The sequence below is a fragment of the Polaromonas sp. P1_G4 genome (assembly GCF_056405475.1).
This window is the reverse complement of record NZ_JBFUCA010000058.1, coordinates 1-13202: the sequence shown is the minus strand read 5'-3', so window position 1 is coordinate 13202 and position 13202 is coordinate 1. Positions and strand designations below refer to the sequence as shown.

Annotated in this window: 15 protein-coding genes; 8 read left to right on the top strand and 7 right to left on the bottom strand. The window is 64.1% G+C overall.

Going from position 1 to position 13202, the window contains the following annotated elements; translation table 11 throughout:
* On the bottom strand, positions 1-1062 hold a 1062-nt coding region (locus AC1D1X_RS04950; RefSeq protein ID WP_477697917.1), incomplete at its 3' end, for a M23 family peptidase.
* 225 nt (positions 1063-1287) lie between these two features.
* On the opposite strand from AC1D1X_RS04950, the gene tyrS reads away from it, so the two are divergent.
* Entirely contained in the window at positions 1288-2520 is a 1233-nt protein-coding gene (tyrS, locus tag AC1D1X_RS04945) for a tyrosine--tRNA ligase (RefSeq protein WP_477697916.1), read from the top strand.
* A gap of 120 nt (positions 2521-2640) precedes the next feature.
* Here tyrS and AC1D1X_RS04940 read toward each other — a convergent pair whose 3' ends face one another.
* Both AC1D1X_RS04940 and AC1D1X_RS04935 read right to left on the bottom strand, forming a co-directional pair.
* Positions 2641-3252: an OmpA family protein gene (locus AC1D1X_RS04940; protein ID WP_477670034.1), complete on the bottom strand. Its 612-nt coding sequence runs from the start codon at positions 3250-3252 to the stop codon at positions 2641-2643.
* Positions 3249-3815: a FecR family protein gene (locus AC1D1X_RS04935; protein ID WP_477697915.1), complete on the bottom strand. Its 567-nt coding sequence runs from the start codon at positions 3813-3815 to the stop codon at positions 3249-3251. The genes AC1D1X_RS04940 and AC1D1X_RS04935 overlap by 4 nt, the downstream gene beginning before the upstream one ends.
* A gap of 121 nt (positions 3816-3936) precedes the next feature.
* Here AC1D1X_RS04935 and AC1D1X_RS04930 point away from each other — a divergent pair, with 121 nt between their 5' ends.
* The 3 genes from AC1D1X_RS04930 (at position 3937) to dtd (ending at position 6135) form a co-directional block, all read left to right on the top strand.
* Positions 3937-4851: a cation diffusion facilitator family transporter gene (locus AC1D1X_RS04930; protein ID WP_477697914.1), complete on the top strand. Its 915-nt coding sequence runs from the start codon at positions 3937-3939 to the stop codon at positions 4849-4851.
* Positions 4852-4927: 76 nt separating this feature from the next.
* Positions 4928-5686, top strand: coding sequence for a substrate-binding domain-containing protein (locus tag AC1D1X_RS04925; protein WP_477670037.1), 759 nt, complete (start codon positions 4928-4930; stop codon positions 5684-5686).
* A complete protein-coding gene (gene dtd / locus AC1D1X_RS04920) occupies positions 5686-6135 on the top strand; it encodes a D-aminoacyl-tRNA deacylase (RefSeq protein WP_477670038.1) in 450 nt (149 codons plus the stop codon). The genes AC1D1X_RS04925 and dtd overlap by 1 nt, the downstream gene beginning before the upstream one ends.
* 68 nt (positions 6136-6203) lie before the next feature.
* Here the strand turns inward: dtd and ybeY are convergent, their stop codons facing one another.
* Together ybeY and AC1D1X_RS04910 are read right to left on the bottom strand one after the other, a co-directional pair.
* Positions 6204-6659, bottom strand: coding sequence for an rRNA maturation RNase YbeY (gene ybeY, locus AC1D1X_RS04915; RefSeq protein ID WP_477697913.1), 456 nt, complete (start codon positions 6657-6659; stop codon positions 6204-6206).
* Positions 6649-7659: a PhoH family protein gene (locus AC1D1X_RS04910; protein WP_477670040.1), complete on the bottom strand. Its 1011-nt coding sequence runs from the start codon at positions 7657-7659 to the stop codon at positions 6649-6651. The genes ybeY and AC1D1X_RS04910 overlap by 11 nt, the downstream gene beginning before the upstream one ends.
* 93 nt (positions 7660-7752) lie before the next feature.
* On the opposite strand from AC1D1X_RS04910, the gene ruvA reads away from it, so the two are divergent.
* The 4 genes from ruvA to AC1D1X_RS04890 all read left to right on the top strand — a co-directional run bounded on the left by ruvA (position 7753) and on the right by AC1D1X_RS04890 (position 11674).
* Positions 7753-8325 carry a Holliday junction branch migration protein RuvA gene (gene ruvA, locus AC1D1X_RS04905; protein ID WP_477648181.1) on the top strand — a complete coding sequence of 191 codons (573 nt, stop codon included), beginning with the start codon at positions 7753-7755 and terminating at the stop codon, positions 8323-8325.
* Positions 8326-8339: 14 nt separating this feature from the next.
* Complete coding sequence (gene ruvB, locus AC1D1X_RS04900; RefSeq protein WP_477670041.1) at positions 8340-9413, top strand: Holliday junction branch migration DNA helicase RuvB; 1074 nt, start codon at positions 8340-8342, stop codon at positions 9411-9413.
* A 42-nt stretch (positions 9414-9455) separates the two neighbouring features.
* Positions 9456-11177 carry a rhomboid family intramembrane serine protease gene (locus AC1D1X_RS04895; protein ID WP_477697912.1) on the top strand — a complete coding sequence of 574 codons (1722 nt, stop codon included), beginning with the start codon at positions 9456-9458 and terminating at the stop codon, positions 11175-11177.
* A gap of 116 nt (positions 11178-11293) precedes the next feature.
* The gene (locus AC1D1X_RS04890; RefSeq protein WP_477670043.1) at positions 11294-11674 is read left to right on the top strand and encodes an energy transducer TonB family protein; all 381 of its coding nucleotides are present in this window, start codon (positions 11294-11296) and stop codon (positions 11672-11674) included.
* A gap of 34 nt (positions 11675-11708) precedes the next feature.
* On the opposite strand, the gene AC1D1X_RS04885 is transcribed toward AC1D1X_RS04890, so the two are convergent.
* Both AC1D1X_RS04885 and AC1D1X_RS04880 read right to left on the bottom strand, forming a co-directional pair.
* Positions 11709-12896: a DSD1 family PLP-dependent enzyme gene (locus AC1D1X_RS04885; RefSeq protein WP_477670044.1), complete on the bottom strand. Its 1188-nt coding sequence runs from the start codon at positions 12894-12896 to the stop codon at positions 11709-11711.
* Positions 12897-12920: 24 nt separating this feature from the next.
* Positions 12921-13202, bottom strand: a 282-nt coding sequence (locus AC1D1X_RS04880; protein ID WP_477697911.1) for a histidine phosphatase family protein, incomplete at its 5' end; no start/stop codon positions are given.

Below are 13202 nucleotides of genomic sequence, written 5' to 3'. Positions count from 1 at the left end.
AACGAACACCACGTTGCCGTAACCGTTCTKGACACCCGAAAACTCCACCACGCCGTCGCCGACGGTACGTGCAGGTGTTCCCGTAGCTGCTGCGAAGTCGGTGCCCAGGTGGGCGCGCCATTTTTGCAGGATGGGGTGAAAGCGCATTGAAAAGCCGCTGCTGATGCGCGAGAACTCGACGGGCGAGCTCAGGTAGGCGCGGCGCAGGCTCTGGCCGTCGAGCGTGTAATAGCCGCCCCTGTGGGCAACGCCCGCGGCGTCCACGCCCGGAGGCTGGAACCACATGGCCTGGTAGGCCTTGCCGGCGTTGACAAACTCGGCCGACAGCACGCGACCGGTGCGCAGCGGCTCGCCGTCGGCTTCCAGGCTTTCATAGACCACGTTGAAGCGGTCGCCCTTGCGCAGTGCGCGGCGGAAATCGATGTCACTGGAGAAAATTTCGGCGATCTGCACCGCTACGCCATCGGGAATGCGGGCGTCGTCGGTGGCGGCGAACAGCGACGTCTGGATGCTGCCGCTGGACAAGCGCGCAGTAGCCACATACGGGGCGGTTTCAATGCGCGAGCTGAAACCGGCGGCGCCGCGCTCGACCACGAGGCGCTTGAACATCGTTTCGTCGTCAGTGGGCCAGCGCATGCTGAGCTTGAGCAGTTGCTGGCTGTCGCTGGCTTCGGCGGTTACGTTCTTTCCGGCACGGCCCGACAACAGCAGGCGCGCATTGGCGTCGCTGCGCAAAAAGGCGGCTGCGGCGCTGTCGTCGATGTTCAGGCGCTTGAGCAGGGTGTCGGCGGTATCGCTGCTGCGGGTGCTTTCGGTGCGGAACAGCTTGAAACGGAAATCGGTGAGGGAATCGGTCTGTATCTGCGTGGGCAAAGGCTCGACCGCTTCGAGTATCTGGCGGACCGGCAGGTTGGCCGCATCGGGTGCCAGGGGCGCAACGCCGAATGCTGTGACACCTGTGCCCAGCAGCAGTGCTGCAAGGCTGGCGGTGACCCGTTTGGGATGGCGACGGAGGCTGTCGGCGATGGGCAGCAGTATCTGGGAGGGAGATGGCAGTGGCAAAGCAGTATTCCCAACAAAAGTGCATCGGGCGCTGCGCGAGCACCGGACTGCTGTATAAAAGGTGGAGAGCTTTGGCGGCCAGCCCTGGATTCAGGGGTGGGGCCGGAGCCATCCGGTTATGAGTTTCCTGATCAGCAAATTGCAGGCCAACTAAAATGGCTCCGCCGCTGCAGGAGAGCCGCCAGTATATCTGTCGGACAATTCCCCGACATGTGAAAAACCCTTATGAATCAAGAGCTTGTTACAAAATTTCCCGTCACCGACCGCGTCAGGGAGGCCCTGGCGGTGTCCCTGCGCGGCTGCGATGAGCTGATCCCGGAAAACGATTGGATACAAAAACTGGCCAAATCGGAGGCCACGGGCGTCCCGCTGCGCATCAAACTGGGGCTGGACCCGACGGCGCCTGACATTCATGTCGGACATACCGTGGTGCTGAACAAAATGCGTCAGCTCCAGGATCTGGGCCATACAGTCATTTTTCTTATAGGCGACTTCACCAGCCTGATCGGCGACCCGTCCGGGCGCAACACCACACGGCCCCCGCTCACGCCCGAGCAGATCAAGGTCAACGCCGAAACCTACCGCGCCCAGGCCGACAAGATCCTGGACCCCGCCAAAACCGAGCTGCGCTACAACAGCGAATGGAGCGAACCGCTGGGCGCCACCGGCATGATCAAGCTGGCTTCTCATTACACCGTGGCCCGCATGATGGAGCGCAACGACTTCAACGACCGTTTCAAGGCCGGCACGCCTATTAGCGTGCATGAGTTTTTGTACCCGCTGATGCAGGGCTACGACTCGGTCGCGCTCAGGAGCGACCTGGAACTCGGCGGCACCGACCAGAAGTTCAACCTGCTGATGGGCCGGCACCTGCAGCAGGAATACGGCCAGGAGCCGCAGTGCATTTTGACCATGCCGCTGCTCGAAGGCCTGGACGGCATCGAGAAGATGTCCAAGAGMAAGAACAACTACATCGGCATCAGCGAAGACGCCAACACCATGTTCGCCAAGGTGCTGTCGATCTCCGATGTGCTGATGTGGAAGTGGTACACACTGCTGTCGTTCAAGAGCGAGGCCGACATCGCAGCGCTGAAGGCCGAAGTGGACGGCGGGCGCAACCCCAAGGACGCCAAAGTGGCGCTGGCCAAGGAAATCACTGCGCGCTTTCATTCCGCTGCCGCAGCCGACGCCGCCGAGCAGGATTTCATCAACCGCAGCAAGGGCGGCGTGCCGGATGAGATTCCCGAGGTGTCGCTGTCCGGTTCGCCGATGGGGATAGGCGCGCTGCTCAAGGCGGCCGGCCTCGCGCCCTCGGGCAGCGAAGCCACGCGCCTGATTGAAGGCGGCGGCGTGCGGATTGACTCCAGCGTGGTGAGCGACAAGGCGCTCAAGCTGAACAGCGGAACGTATGTGGTGCAGGTGGGCAAACGCAAGTTTGCCAGGGTCACGCTGGCCTGAACTGCGGCCCGGGGCGCTTTCCGCAGACTCGGGGCGGCGACCGAACGCTACTATTTTAATAGCTGCTTGCGCTTACCCCTATTGGTCTACAGGCATTTAACCTGCATACCAGTCATCTTGTTACCGAACCTCGATGGCCACGCGCCGGTTGCGCGGTTCTTCCACTTCGTCAGCGGTAGGCACGGCCAGGTCGCGCTCGCCCCGGCCCGCCGCTTCGATACGCTCTGCCGGAAACTGGCGGTCGATCAGTATCTGGCGCACCTGCTGCGCCCGCTGGGCCGACAGCACGTCGTTGCTGGCTCCGGCGCCCACAGTGTCGGTATGGCCGGTGATCACGATGTCGCCGCCACTTCGGGCCAGCGCATCGGCGAGCACGTCTTCCATGATTTTCTGCGACTCGGCCGTCAGCACCGTGCCGCCCGCATCAAAGTACACGGTGTAACGCTTGCCCCTGGGCGGCGCCATGTCATACAGCGCAGCGTTATCGGCGCGAACCTTGGCCGGATCAGCCTGGTCCACCCTGGGGGCACCCGTTGAACCCCGCGCTGCCGTGGCACGCTGGAAAGGCACGGACAGCACCGCTTCGCCGCCTGCGCCTTCCCTGGCGCGCACCACCACGGCGGACGGCGTACCGCCCTCCTGCGGCAGCAGCACAACACGGGTGCCGGTGGAACAAGCCGCCAGCAGCGTGCTCAGGAGAATGGCGGAGAGAAGGGGGAAATGGATTCTCATGGCTGTGGGTCCGCCTGCACGATGAAGTCGGTGCCGCGAATGCCGATGAAAGCGGTCTTGGTCTCGATGCGCACGGTCTCGGGATGGGCCTTGCCCACCAGGCCGCTCATCATGCGCAGCGAACCTTGCAGCAGGGAGAGCAGCAGGCCGCCCTCTTGTGTGGTGGCATCAAAGCTGAAACCCTTGATGTCCAGTTGCGAAGCCGGACCCACCACCACCGTGGTGCCGTCGCGCAGTACCAGGCTGGCGGCGGAGTCGGCGCCTGTGACGATGCGGCCGGCGGGCAACACGGGGTCTCCGGCCTTTGCCGGCCGCGCTGCGCCGCCGGCCTCCAGCAGCTTGACATCACCGCGCAGGGTTTTCAGAAAGCCGGCCTGCCCCGGGGCGGGTGGAKGCGGGGGCAAGGGTACAGAAGCGGGGATGGCCGATGCCTCGACGGCAGGCGCCGGCGCCGCTGCCGGGGTGGCCGGAGCACCCGCGGCAGGTTCCGGCCGGGTTTGTGCGGCGGCTTGCACGGCTGCAAGCATCAGTCCGGCCAAGGCTGTCAGATAGCGATGTTTCATGAAGACCTCTTTGGGCGGATTATCCATTACCTTTAGTTACGATTCGCCAGGCAAGTCTTACCACCCCGCCATCCTTCTCCGGTTTGTTACCCGGCATGCCCCCATACCTCACAATGCACAGATGAATTTTCCCGCCTGGCAATCCCTGACGCCGCAGCGGCTGCTGCGCACTTCCGTCGCCGTGGCCGCAGCCACCATCGTCCTCAAAACGGCGGCCTGGTACATCACGGATTCGGTCGGCCTGCTGTCTGACGCCATGGAGTCTTTCGTCAACCTGGCCAGCGCCCTCTTTGGCCTGGCCATGGTCACGATTGCGCAGCGCCCTGCCGACGACKACCACCCCTACGGCCACCACAAGGCCGAGTATTTTTCGTCCGGCTTCGAGGGTGCGCTGATCGTCGGCGCGGCGCTGGCCATCATCTGGGCTGCCGTGCACCGCATGCTGGACCCTCGGCCGCTGCAGCAGCTTGGCTGGGGCCTGGCGTTGTCGGTGGGCAGCTCGGCGCTCAACGGCCTGCTGGCCTGGGCGATGTTCCGCGCGGCCCGGCAGCATCGGTCCATCGCGCTTGAGGCCGACGCCAGGCACCTCGTGACCGATGTCTGGACCTCAGCCGGCGTGGTGGTCGGCATAGGTGCTGTCATGTTGACCGGCTGGCTTTGGCTGGACGCCGTGGTGGCGATCGGCGTGGCCCTGAATATCCTGTGGGAGGGAGGCCGGCTGGTCTGGCGCTCGTCACAGGGCCTGATGGACGAGGCGGTGGAGCCTGAAGTGCTGACCGAGATCCAGAAAACACTCGCAGGCTTCAGCCACCCCACCATCCGCTTTGACCACCTGAGCACGCGCCGCGCCGGCCAGCGGCGCTTTGTCGATATGCACATGCACATGCCGGCCAGCTGGTCGCTGGGCCGCGCGGCGGCCGTGCGCACCAGCGTTGAGCAGGCGCTGATGAGCGCCGTGCCCGGCCTGCGCGCCAGCATCCAGCTGCTGCCCACCGATGTGGAAGCCCATTTCGACGATGAGGCCGACCTGATCTGATGGCCTGCCGCCCTCTTCCGGCCGCCGATAATTTCCCCGACCTTCCGACTTTCTACCCCTGAGACCAGGAGCCTTGATGAAACGACCCCCTCTTGCGCTTGCCGCCCGCGTCCTTGCCTGCGCACTGCTCAGCGCCGCCGCGCAGGCGGCGGAGCTCCAGGTGCTGAGCGCCGGCGCCATCGAGCCCGGCCTCAAGGCGGCAGCGGCAGCTTTTGAAAAGCAGACCGGCCACACCGCCAAAATCACCTTCAACACCGCGCCCGAGCTGAAAAAGCGCATGGACGGCAACCCGGCGTTTGACGTGGTGATCGCGCCGCCCGCCGTCATCGGCGAATTTGCCGCGGCCAGCAAGCTGGCGGAAACACGCGCCAACGTCGGCCGTGTCGGGATGGGTGTGGCTGTGCGCGAAGGCGCACCGGTGCCCGACATCGCCAATGCCGAGGCACTCAAACGCTCGGTGCTGGCCGCCGACTCGCTGGTGTTCAACCGCGCCTCCACCGGCTTGTACCTGGAGGGCCTGCTCAGGAAGATGGACGTGTATGCGCAGGTGGAAAGCAAAACCACGCGTTATCCCGACGGCGCCTCGGTGATGGAGCACGTGCTCAAGGGCAAGGGCCGCGAGATCGGTTTCGGTGCGATGACCGAGATTCTTCTATACAGGGACAAGGGCCTGAAGTTCGTCGGCCCGGTTCCGGCCGAAGTGCAGAACTACACGTCGTACACCGCCGCGCCGCTGGCTTCCGGCAAACAGCAGGATGTGGCCCAGCAGTTCGTCAGTTTCCTGGCCGGCCCGGTCGGCAAGCCGCTGTTTGTCGCGGCCGGCGTGACCGACTGATGAAGGCCGTGCTGCAGCGCGTGGCCGAAGCCCGCGTGGTGATTGCCGGCGAAACCGTCGGCCAGATAGGCGGCGGGCTGCTGGTGCTGGTGTGCGCTGAGCGCGGCGACGCTGAAGCGCAGGCTGACAAGCTGCTGGCCAAGCTTCTCAAGCTGCGCATCTTCTCCGACAACGCGGGAAAGATGAATCTGAGCGTGCAGGACGTCCAAGGCGGCCTGCTGATCGTGAGCCAGTTCACGCTGGCGGCTGACGCCTCGGGCGGCAACCGGCCCAGCTTCACCGGTGCGGCCCCGCCTGACGAAGGGCGCCGGCTCTACGACTACTTTGTGGCCCAGGCCCGCGGCGTGCATCCGCAAGTCGAAACCGGGCAATTCGCAGCCGACATGCAGGTGCACCTGGTCAATGACGGGCCGGTAACGATTCCGCTGCAGGTCGTGCCGGGCACATAAACTCGCTATTAATTCAATAGCTGCTTGCGCCCGTCCCTATTGGGCTGAAGCCCAATAAACCTTGAATTTCAGCGGTAAGGGTTTTTGACGCCCAGGCCGGCCAGGATCTCGATTTCACGCGCTTCCATGGCTTCGGCATCGGCTTCGCCGGTTTCATGGTCCCAGCCCTGCGCATGCAGCGTGCCGTGCACCAGCAGATGGGCGTAGTGGGCCTGCAAGGTCTTTTTGTTCTCTTTCGCCTCTTTGGCCACCACCGGCGCGCACAGCACCAGGTCGGCCGTGACCACCGGCTCTCGTGTGTAGTCGAAGGTCAGCACGTTGGTGGCGTAGTCGCGCTGGCGGTAGTCACGGTTCAGCGCCTGGCCTTCTTCGGCGTCGACGATGCGCACAGTGATCTCGCCGTCGTGCGCCAGCGCGTGGCGGATCCAGCGGGCCACGCTGTGACGCGGCAGCGCTGCGCGGTGGCGGGCGGCGTCTTTCAGGTCGCCAAACTGCAAGGACAAGCYCAGGTTCTTAAGAGCCATTTCGGCTCCTGGCGCTTGTGCGCCGTGCGGGAGCAGCTATCGAATCTGTAGCAATTTCTGCCGCGATGCCGGGCCGCGTCTTGTCGTACGCATCAACAATGCGGGCCACCAGCGGGTGGCGCACCACGTCGGCACTCGTCAGGCGGGTGATCGCAATGCCCTTGACGCGCTTGAGTACGCGCTCGGCATCCACCAGGCCGCTCAACTGCGTGCGCGGCAAATCGACCTGGCTGATATCGCCCGTCACCACAGCCTTGCTGCCAAAGCCGATGCGCGTCAAAAACATCTTCATCTGCTCGGGCGTGGTGTTTTGCGCTTCGTCGAGGATGACAAACGCGTGGTTCAGCGTGCGGCCGCGCATGAAGGCCAGCGGCGCGATCTCGATCTGCTGGCGCTCAAAGGCCTTTTGCACGCGCTCAAAACCCATCAGCTCATGCAGCGCGTCATACAGCGGACGCAGGTAAGGGTCCACCTTCTGGCTCAGGTCACCCGGCAAAAAACCCAGGCGCTCGCCGGCCTCGACCGCCGGGCGGGTCAGCACAATGCGTTGCACCGTGCTGCGCTCCAATGCATCCACCGCGCAAGCCACGGCGAGGTAGGTCTTGCCGGTGCCGGCGGGGCCGATACCGAAAGTGATGTCGTGGGTGGCAATGTTTTCCAGGTAGGTGCCCTGGTTGGTGGTGCGGGCGCGCAGGTCGGCGCGGCGGGTCGACAGCGCCATGGCGCCGTCGGGCGCGATGCTGAGCGCGGTGTCGCCGGCCAGCATCAGCTGCACGGTTTCGGGCTCTATGGGCCGCTGGGCGATTTCGTACAGGGCCTGCAGCACCTCGAGCGCCTGGTTGGCCTTCACCTTGGTGCCGTCGATCTTGAACTGCTCGAAGCGGTGGGCAATCGTGACATCCAGCGCCACTTCGATGGTGCGGATGTGGCTGTCCATGGGTCCGCACAGGTGACCCATGCGGGTGTTGTTCGGCGGCGTGAAGGTGTGACGAAGAATCAAGGCGGTGGTTTTCCTGGAAAACGGCGGTTAAAGGCGGAAAAACACAATTGTCCGCCCAAACAGGCGCCTGCGTCTGACTGATAAGATTTGCCCATGATAGGAAGACTCTCTGGCCAGCTGGCCGAAAAAAATCCCCCGGAAATCCTGGTGGACTGCAACGGCGTCGGCTATGAGGTACTGGTGCCCATGAGCACCTTCTACAACCTGCCCGGCCTGGGCGAAAAAGTCAGCCTGCTGACACACTTTGTGGTGCGCGAAGACGCACAAATCCTCTACGGTTTCGGCAGCGCCACCGAACGCGCCGCCTTCCGCCAGCTCATCAAGATTTCCGGCGTAGGCCCACGCACCGCGCTCAGCGTGCTCAGCGGCATGAGCGTTGAAGAGCTGTCGCAAGCCGTCACCCAGCAGGAAGCCGGCCGCATCATCAAGGTGCCCGGCATCGGCAAAAAGACCGCCGAACGCCTGTTGCTGGAACTCAAGGGCAAACTGGGCGCCGACATCGGTATCCAGGTCAGCGTCGCCAACGATGCCCAGTCCGACATCCTGCAGGCCCTGGTGGCGCTGGGCTATAGCGACCGCGACGCCGCACTGGCACTGAAGGCATTGCCCAAAGATATCGGCGTGAGTGACGGCATCAAGCTGGCGTTGAAGGCGCTGGCGAAATAGGCCGGTAACCCAGTATGAGCATACAAACCGACGATTTCGCTCCCGGCGACTTCCCGCCCGCCAAGCGCGTGATGTCGGCCGCGCCGGCCTCACCCGGCGAGGAGGCGATCGAGCGCGCGTTGCGCCCCAAACTGTTTGACGAGTACGTCGGCCAGACCAAGGTGCGCGACCAGCTTGAAATCTTCATTGGTGCGGCCAAAAAGCGCAGCGAGGCGCTGGACCACGTGCTGCTGTTCGGCCCGCCCGGCCTGGGCAAGACCACGCTGTCGCACATCATTGCGCATGAGCTGGGCGTGAACCTGCGGCAGACCTCCGGACCGGTGCTGGAAAAACCCAAGGACCTGGCGGCGCTGCTGACCAACCTTGAAAAGAACGACGTCCTCTTCATTGACGAAATTCACCGCCTGAGCCCGGTGGTAGAAGAAATCCTCTACCCCGCGCTCGAGGACTACCAGATCGACATCATGATCGGCGAAGGCCCGGCGGCGCGCAGCATCAAGCTCGACCTGCAGCCCTTCACGCTGGTGGGTGCCACCACGCGCGCCGGCATGCTGACCAACCCGCTGCGCGACCGCTTCGGCATCGTCGCGAGGCTGGAGTTTTATACACCCGACGAACTCGCACGCATCGTGCGGCGCAGCGCCAAGTTGCTCAATGCGCCCATGGACGAAGAAGGCGGTTTTGAAATTGCCCGCCGTTCACGCGGTACGCCGCGCATTGCCAACCGCCTGCTGCGCCGCGTGCGCGACTATGCCGACGTGAAGGGCACCGGCCACATCTCGCTGGACATCGCCAACAAGGCGCTTGCCATGCTCGACGTAGACCCGCAGGGCTTTGACGTGATGGACCGCAAGTTACTCGAAGCCGTGATCCACCGCTTTGATGGCGGCCCGGTCGGCCTGGACAACATCGCGGCCAGCATTGGTGAAGAGCGCGACACGATTGAAGACGTGATCGAGCCCTATTTGATCCAGCAAGGCTATTTGCAGCGCACGCCGCGCGGGCGCATCGCCACGCTGGCGGCCTACCGCCACCTGGGCGTGGCGCCGCCGCAGCAAGGGCAAGACTTCTTTGGCGCCGGCAAATAAACAATGAACCGGCCCGCCAGGTGGCAAGGGCAGGAGGGGAGCATGGAATTTCCGGATACTGTTCCGTCGGCCTTGCTGGCAGGCGCACCTGATGCGCCTGAATATGTGCGTGAGTTTCCCTCATCGTGGCGCAGCACCACGGGAACCCTGACGATCCTCTTTTCATTCCTGGCCGTCATTCCGGCCTTGATGCTTGTGTTTGTCCCGTTTTCCGGTTTTCCCGGATGGCGACTGGCCAGCCTGGGCGGCCTGCTGTGGTTCGTCTGGCTTTTTGGGCGGCAGCTTGTCGGCGGACGTCCGGCCTTGCGGGTGGGCCCCGAAGGCATCAGCGCCGCCGTACTGAAAAACAGGACCATCGCGTGGCCTGAGGTGTCAGATATCGAGTCGCAGTCTGCGCAGGGCCACACGTCGATCAACGTGTCGCTCGCACCTCATGTGAAAGACAAATGGTGGTGGGGCAGCCGTAAAAAGCGGCTTTGCATTCTCTTGAACAGCGTACGGACCAAAGACCACCCCGATGCGATCATGGCCGCGACGCAGGCCTTTGCCACCTACGGCGGGCGGGGCTTTATGCAGGCGATGGAGCAGCGGACCGCTGAACTCAAGGCCGTGGAAAATTTCGACGCCCGCCTGAAGGAGCTCACGCCTGTGACTTGGGCGCTTTACCTGGTGGTCGGCGTGAACGTCGCTGTCTGGCTGGCGAATCTCGGTGCCGGAATCAGCGCGTTCAAACCCTTGCCGTCGGAGCTTTTGGCCTGGGGCGCCAATTCGGCGGCGTCCGTGGTGGAAGACCGCCAGTATTGGCGTCTGTTGACAGCCACCTTTCTGCACGGCGGCTTTCTGCACCTCGCGTTGAACATGCTGGGCTTGTGGCAGGGCGGGGTCCAACTCAACCGGCTTCACGGCAACTTTCAGTTCCTGTTGATCTACCTGGCCAGTGCGCTCACCGGCAGTGCGCTCAGCCTGCATTTTTCTGCCCAGCAATCCGTTTCCGTCGGTGCTTCCGGTGCGGTGTTTGGTGTCCTGGGGGCGCTGCTGGTGGCGRTGCACCAGCATCGCGGGCAAATACCCGGCGTTACCAGCAAGAACGTGATGACCAGTCAGGGCGTGTTTCTGGCGTATGCGCTCGTTCAGGGTTTCAGCAAGCAGGGTATCGATAACGCCGCCCACGTGGGGGGCCTCATGGCAGGATGTGTGCTGGCCTGGGTGCTGACCGAAAAAATCGCCGCCGTTGCCACACCGGCGCGGCGGCTTTCAACGGCGGCTATCGGTTCGTTGCTGTCGGCCACCGCAGTGGCCGCTCTGGTGGCCACAACGCCGACGCCTGCCGTGCACCATCGGCAGCTGTTTGAATTTCAGGCCGGGCTGACGCGCATTTTGCCCGCGATGCAAGCCGCGGAGAAAGCCTTTCAGGCCGACGTCAAAGCTTTTCGCGAAGGCAAGATGCCGGAGCCTGAATTTGTCCAGGCGATAGAAGCACGGCACCTGCCGGGTTACCAGGCCGTCCAGCGCGCCCTGGCCCCGCTGGACATTCCTGCCAATGACAAAGTCGGCGCCGGCATGCGCGATGTCAAGCGCGCCAACAACCTGATGGTGGAACTGATGCAAATCCAGCTGGCCACTGCACGTGCCGTGCAGGGCGATGTCACCGCCGCAGCCGGTCAGGCCCGCGTGCTGGTGATCAGCGCGGAGCTCAAGGCCATTGATTCGCGGATTTCCGAGCGTGTGAGCGCCGCCAAGCCCAAATCCAAATCCAACCCCTGAGAAAAATAGCCATGTCTCGCCGTTCCCTGATTTCGCCGGGCCTGATGCTTTGTTGGGCAATGGCGGTCGGGGGCTGCGCGGTCCCTGCACCGGGACCGCGCACGCCCAATCCAGCCGTGCCTCTCGCTTCCACGTCCAGCCTGCCGGAATTCCCCGAGCTGTTCCGGCAGATGGGAAAACTCTACGCTGATCATCCGCAGGCGCCGCAGATGCAGGACGGCGACGGTATGGGGCAAAAAATTTCCATCGCGCGCGTGCGCAAGCCCGGCGCGCTCGACGCCTTGCAGGCTTACCGCGCGCAGGGAGTGCATGGCCGCGTCGTCGTGATCACACTGCTGGACGCCGAGGGCAAGCTGCTCGATGCGCGGGTGCTGTCGTCCACGCATGCCGAACTCAATGGGGCCGTACTGCAGTCGGCACGCGAAGCGGAGTACCGGGGCGGGCGCATCAATGGCGCGCCCTCGCCGATGTATGCAGTCTACGGCGTGAACTTCTAGGCGCGCTTCTCAGACGCCATGCCGGCAGGTCAGGTCAGGTCAGCGCGCCACGCGCATCAACCTGGTAAATGCGCTGCACTGTGCCGTGGCGCAGACCACCGGCCACGCCAATCATGGCGTCGTGCAAATTCACGGTGGGGTCGCAGTGGCCGGGAATCAGCCACAGCATGCTGCCCAGGCCGGGCAGGCGCTTGCTGTCGCCCGCGGGCCGCAAAATGCCGTGCTCGTCGCCGCCATTGAAATAGGCCAGCTCGCTTTCACTGTCAAAGGCATGCACCAGCGGCAGGCCGGAATCAATGGCGTGGCTTTTGTGGCCGGCGTCGCACACCGCATGGCTGCCGTGCGTGCTGATCACCTGGGTTTTGACGAACAGCGCGTGTTCGAACTGCGGCTGCGACGGGTCCCGTTCGTTTTGGGCGTAGTCGGCGTCCATGAACATGAAGGAGCCGGCCTGCAGTTCGCCGTAGACGCCGCTGGCGGCTTCCAGCATCAGGCTGCCGGTGCCGGCCCCCGTGACCAGATCTACCGTGATGCCCTGGGCTTCTATCAGTTTGCGCGTCAGGAGCACGGCCTCCACCGCCCTGGCGATGGCGTCGCGCCTTTCCTGGGCGCTTCGCATGTGCTGGGCCTTGCCGTGGTAGGCCTGCAAGCCGGCAAAACGCAGCGCGGGGTGTTTGCGGATTTCCAGCACCAGCGTGACGGCGGCCGCGCCGGGCTCGACACCGCAGCGGCCCTGGCCAACGTCAATTTCCACAAACACGTCGATCACGGTGGCGCCCGCGCTCTTGTTGTTGATGCGGGCCTCCGTCATGGCCTGCGCCAGGCGGATTACGCCTTCGGTGCTGTCCACCGCAATGGCAAGGTGCCCACCCTGGGCCGCGACTTTTTGCGTGAGCGCCGCCACACGGGCCAGCTTGCCCGGGGCGATCACTTCATTGCTGATGTAGACGTTGTACACACCGCCGGCCACCAAGATTTCGGCTTCGGACGTTTTTTGCACGCACACGCCAATGGCGCCGGCCCGCATCTGCGCCTTGGCCAGCGCGACACTTTTGTGCAGCTTGGCATGGGGACGCCAGCGAACGTTGTGCTTCTTGGCAAATTCGGCCATGCGCGCGAGGTTGCGCTTCATCGCATCCAGGTCGATGACCAGGGCGGGGGTATCGATGTCGTTGACCGGTTTGCCGATCAGTTCGGCCAGATGGGATGGCAGGGTGCTCATGGATACGTAGAAGTTTATCTGTGCCTATTGTGCGCCGACACCGGAACCGGCCTCGCCGCCGGCAAATCCGTCATCCAGCGCAATGCCGTCCAGGTGCTGGGTGTCGGCCCAGCCTACCAGTGAAAAACCCTGGGGCGTCCAGAGCAAGCGGTTGATGGCCGTGTTGCCCAGCGCCCAGGTGCGTGGGGCCTGGATGTCCAGCCGCGTGGCGGCGCGGTACAGCACGTCCATCACCCCGCCGTGGCCGACCATGGCGATCAGCTCGCCCGGGTGGGCGGCTGCCAGGCGCTCGGCGGTAGTGACCAC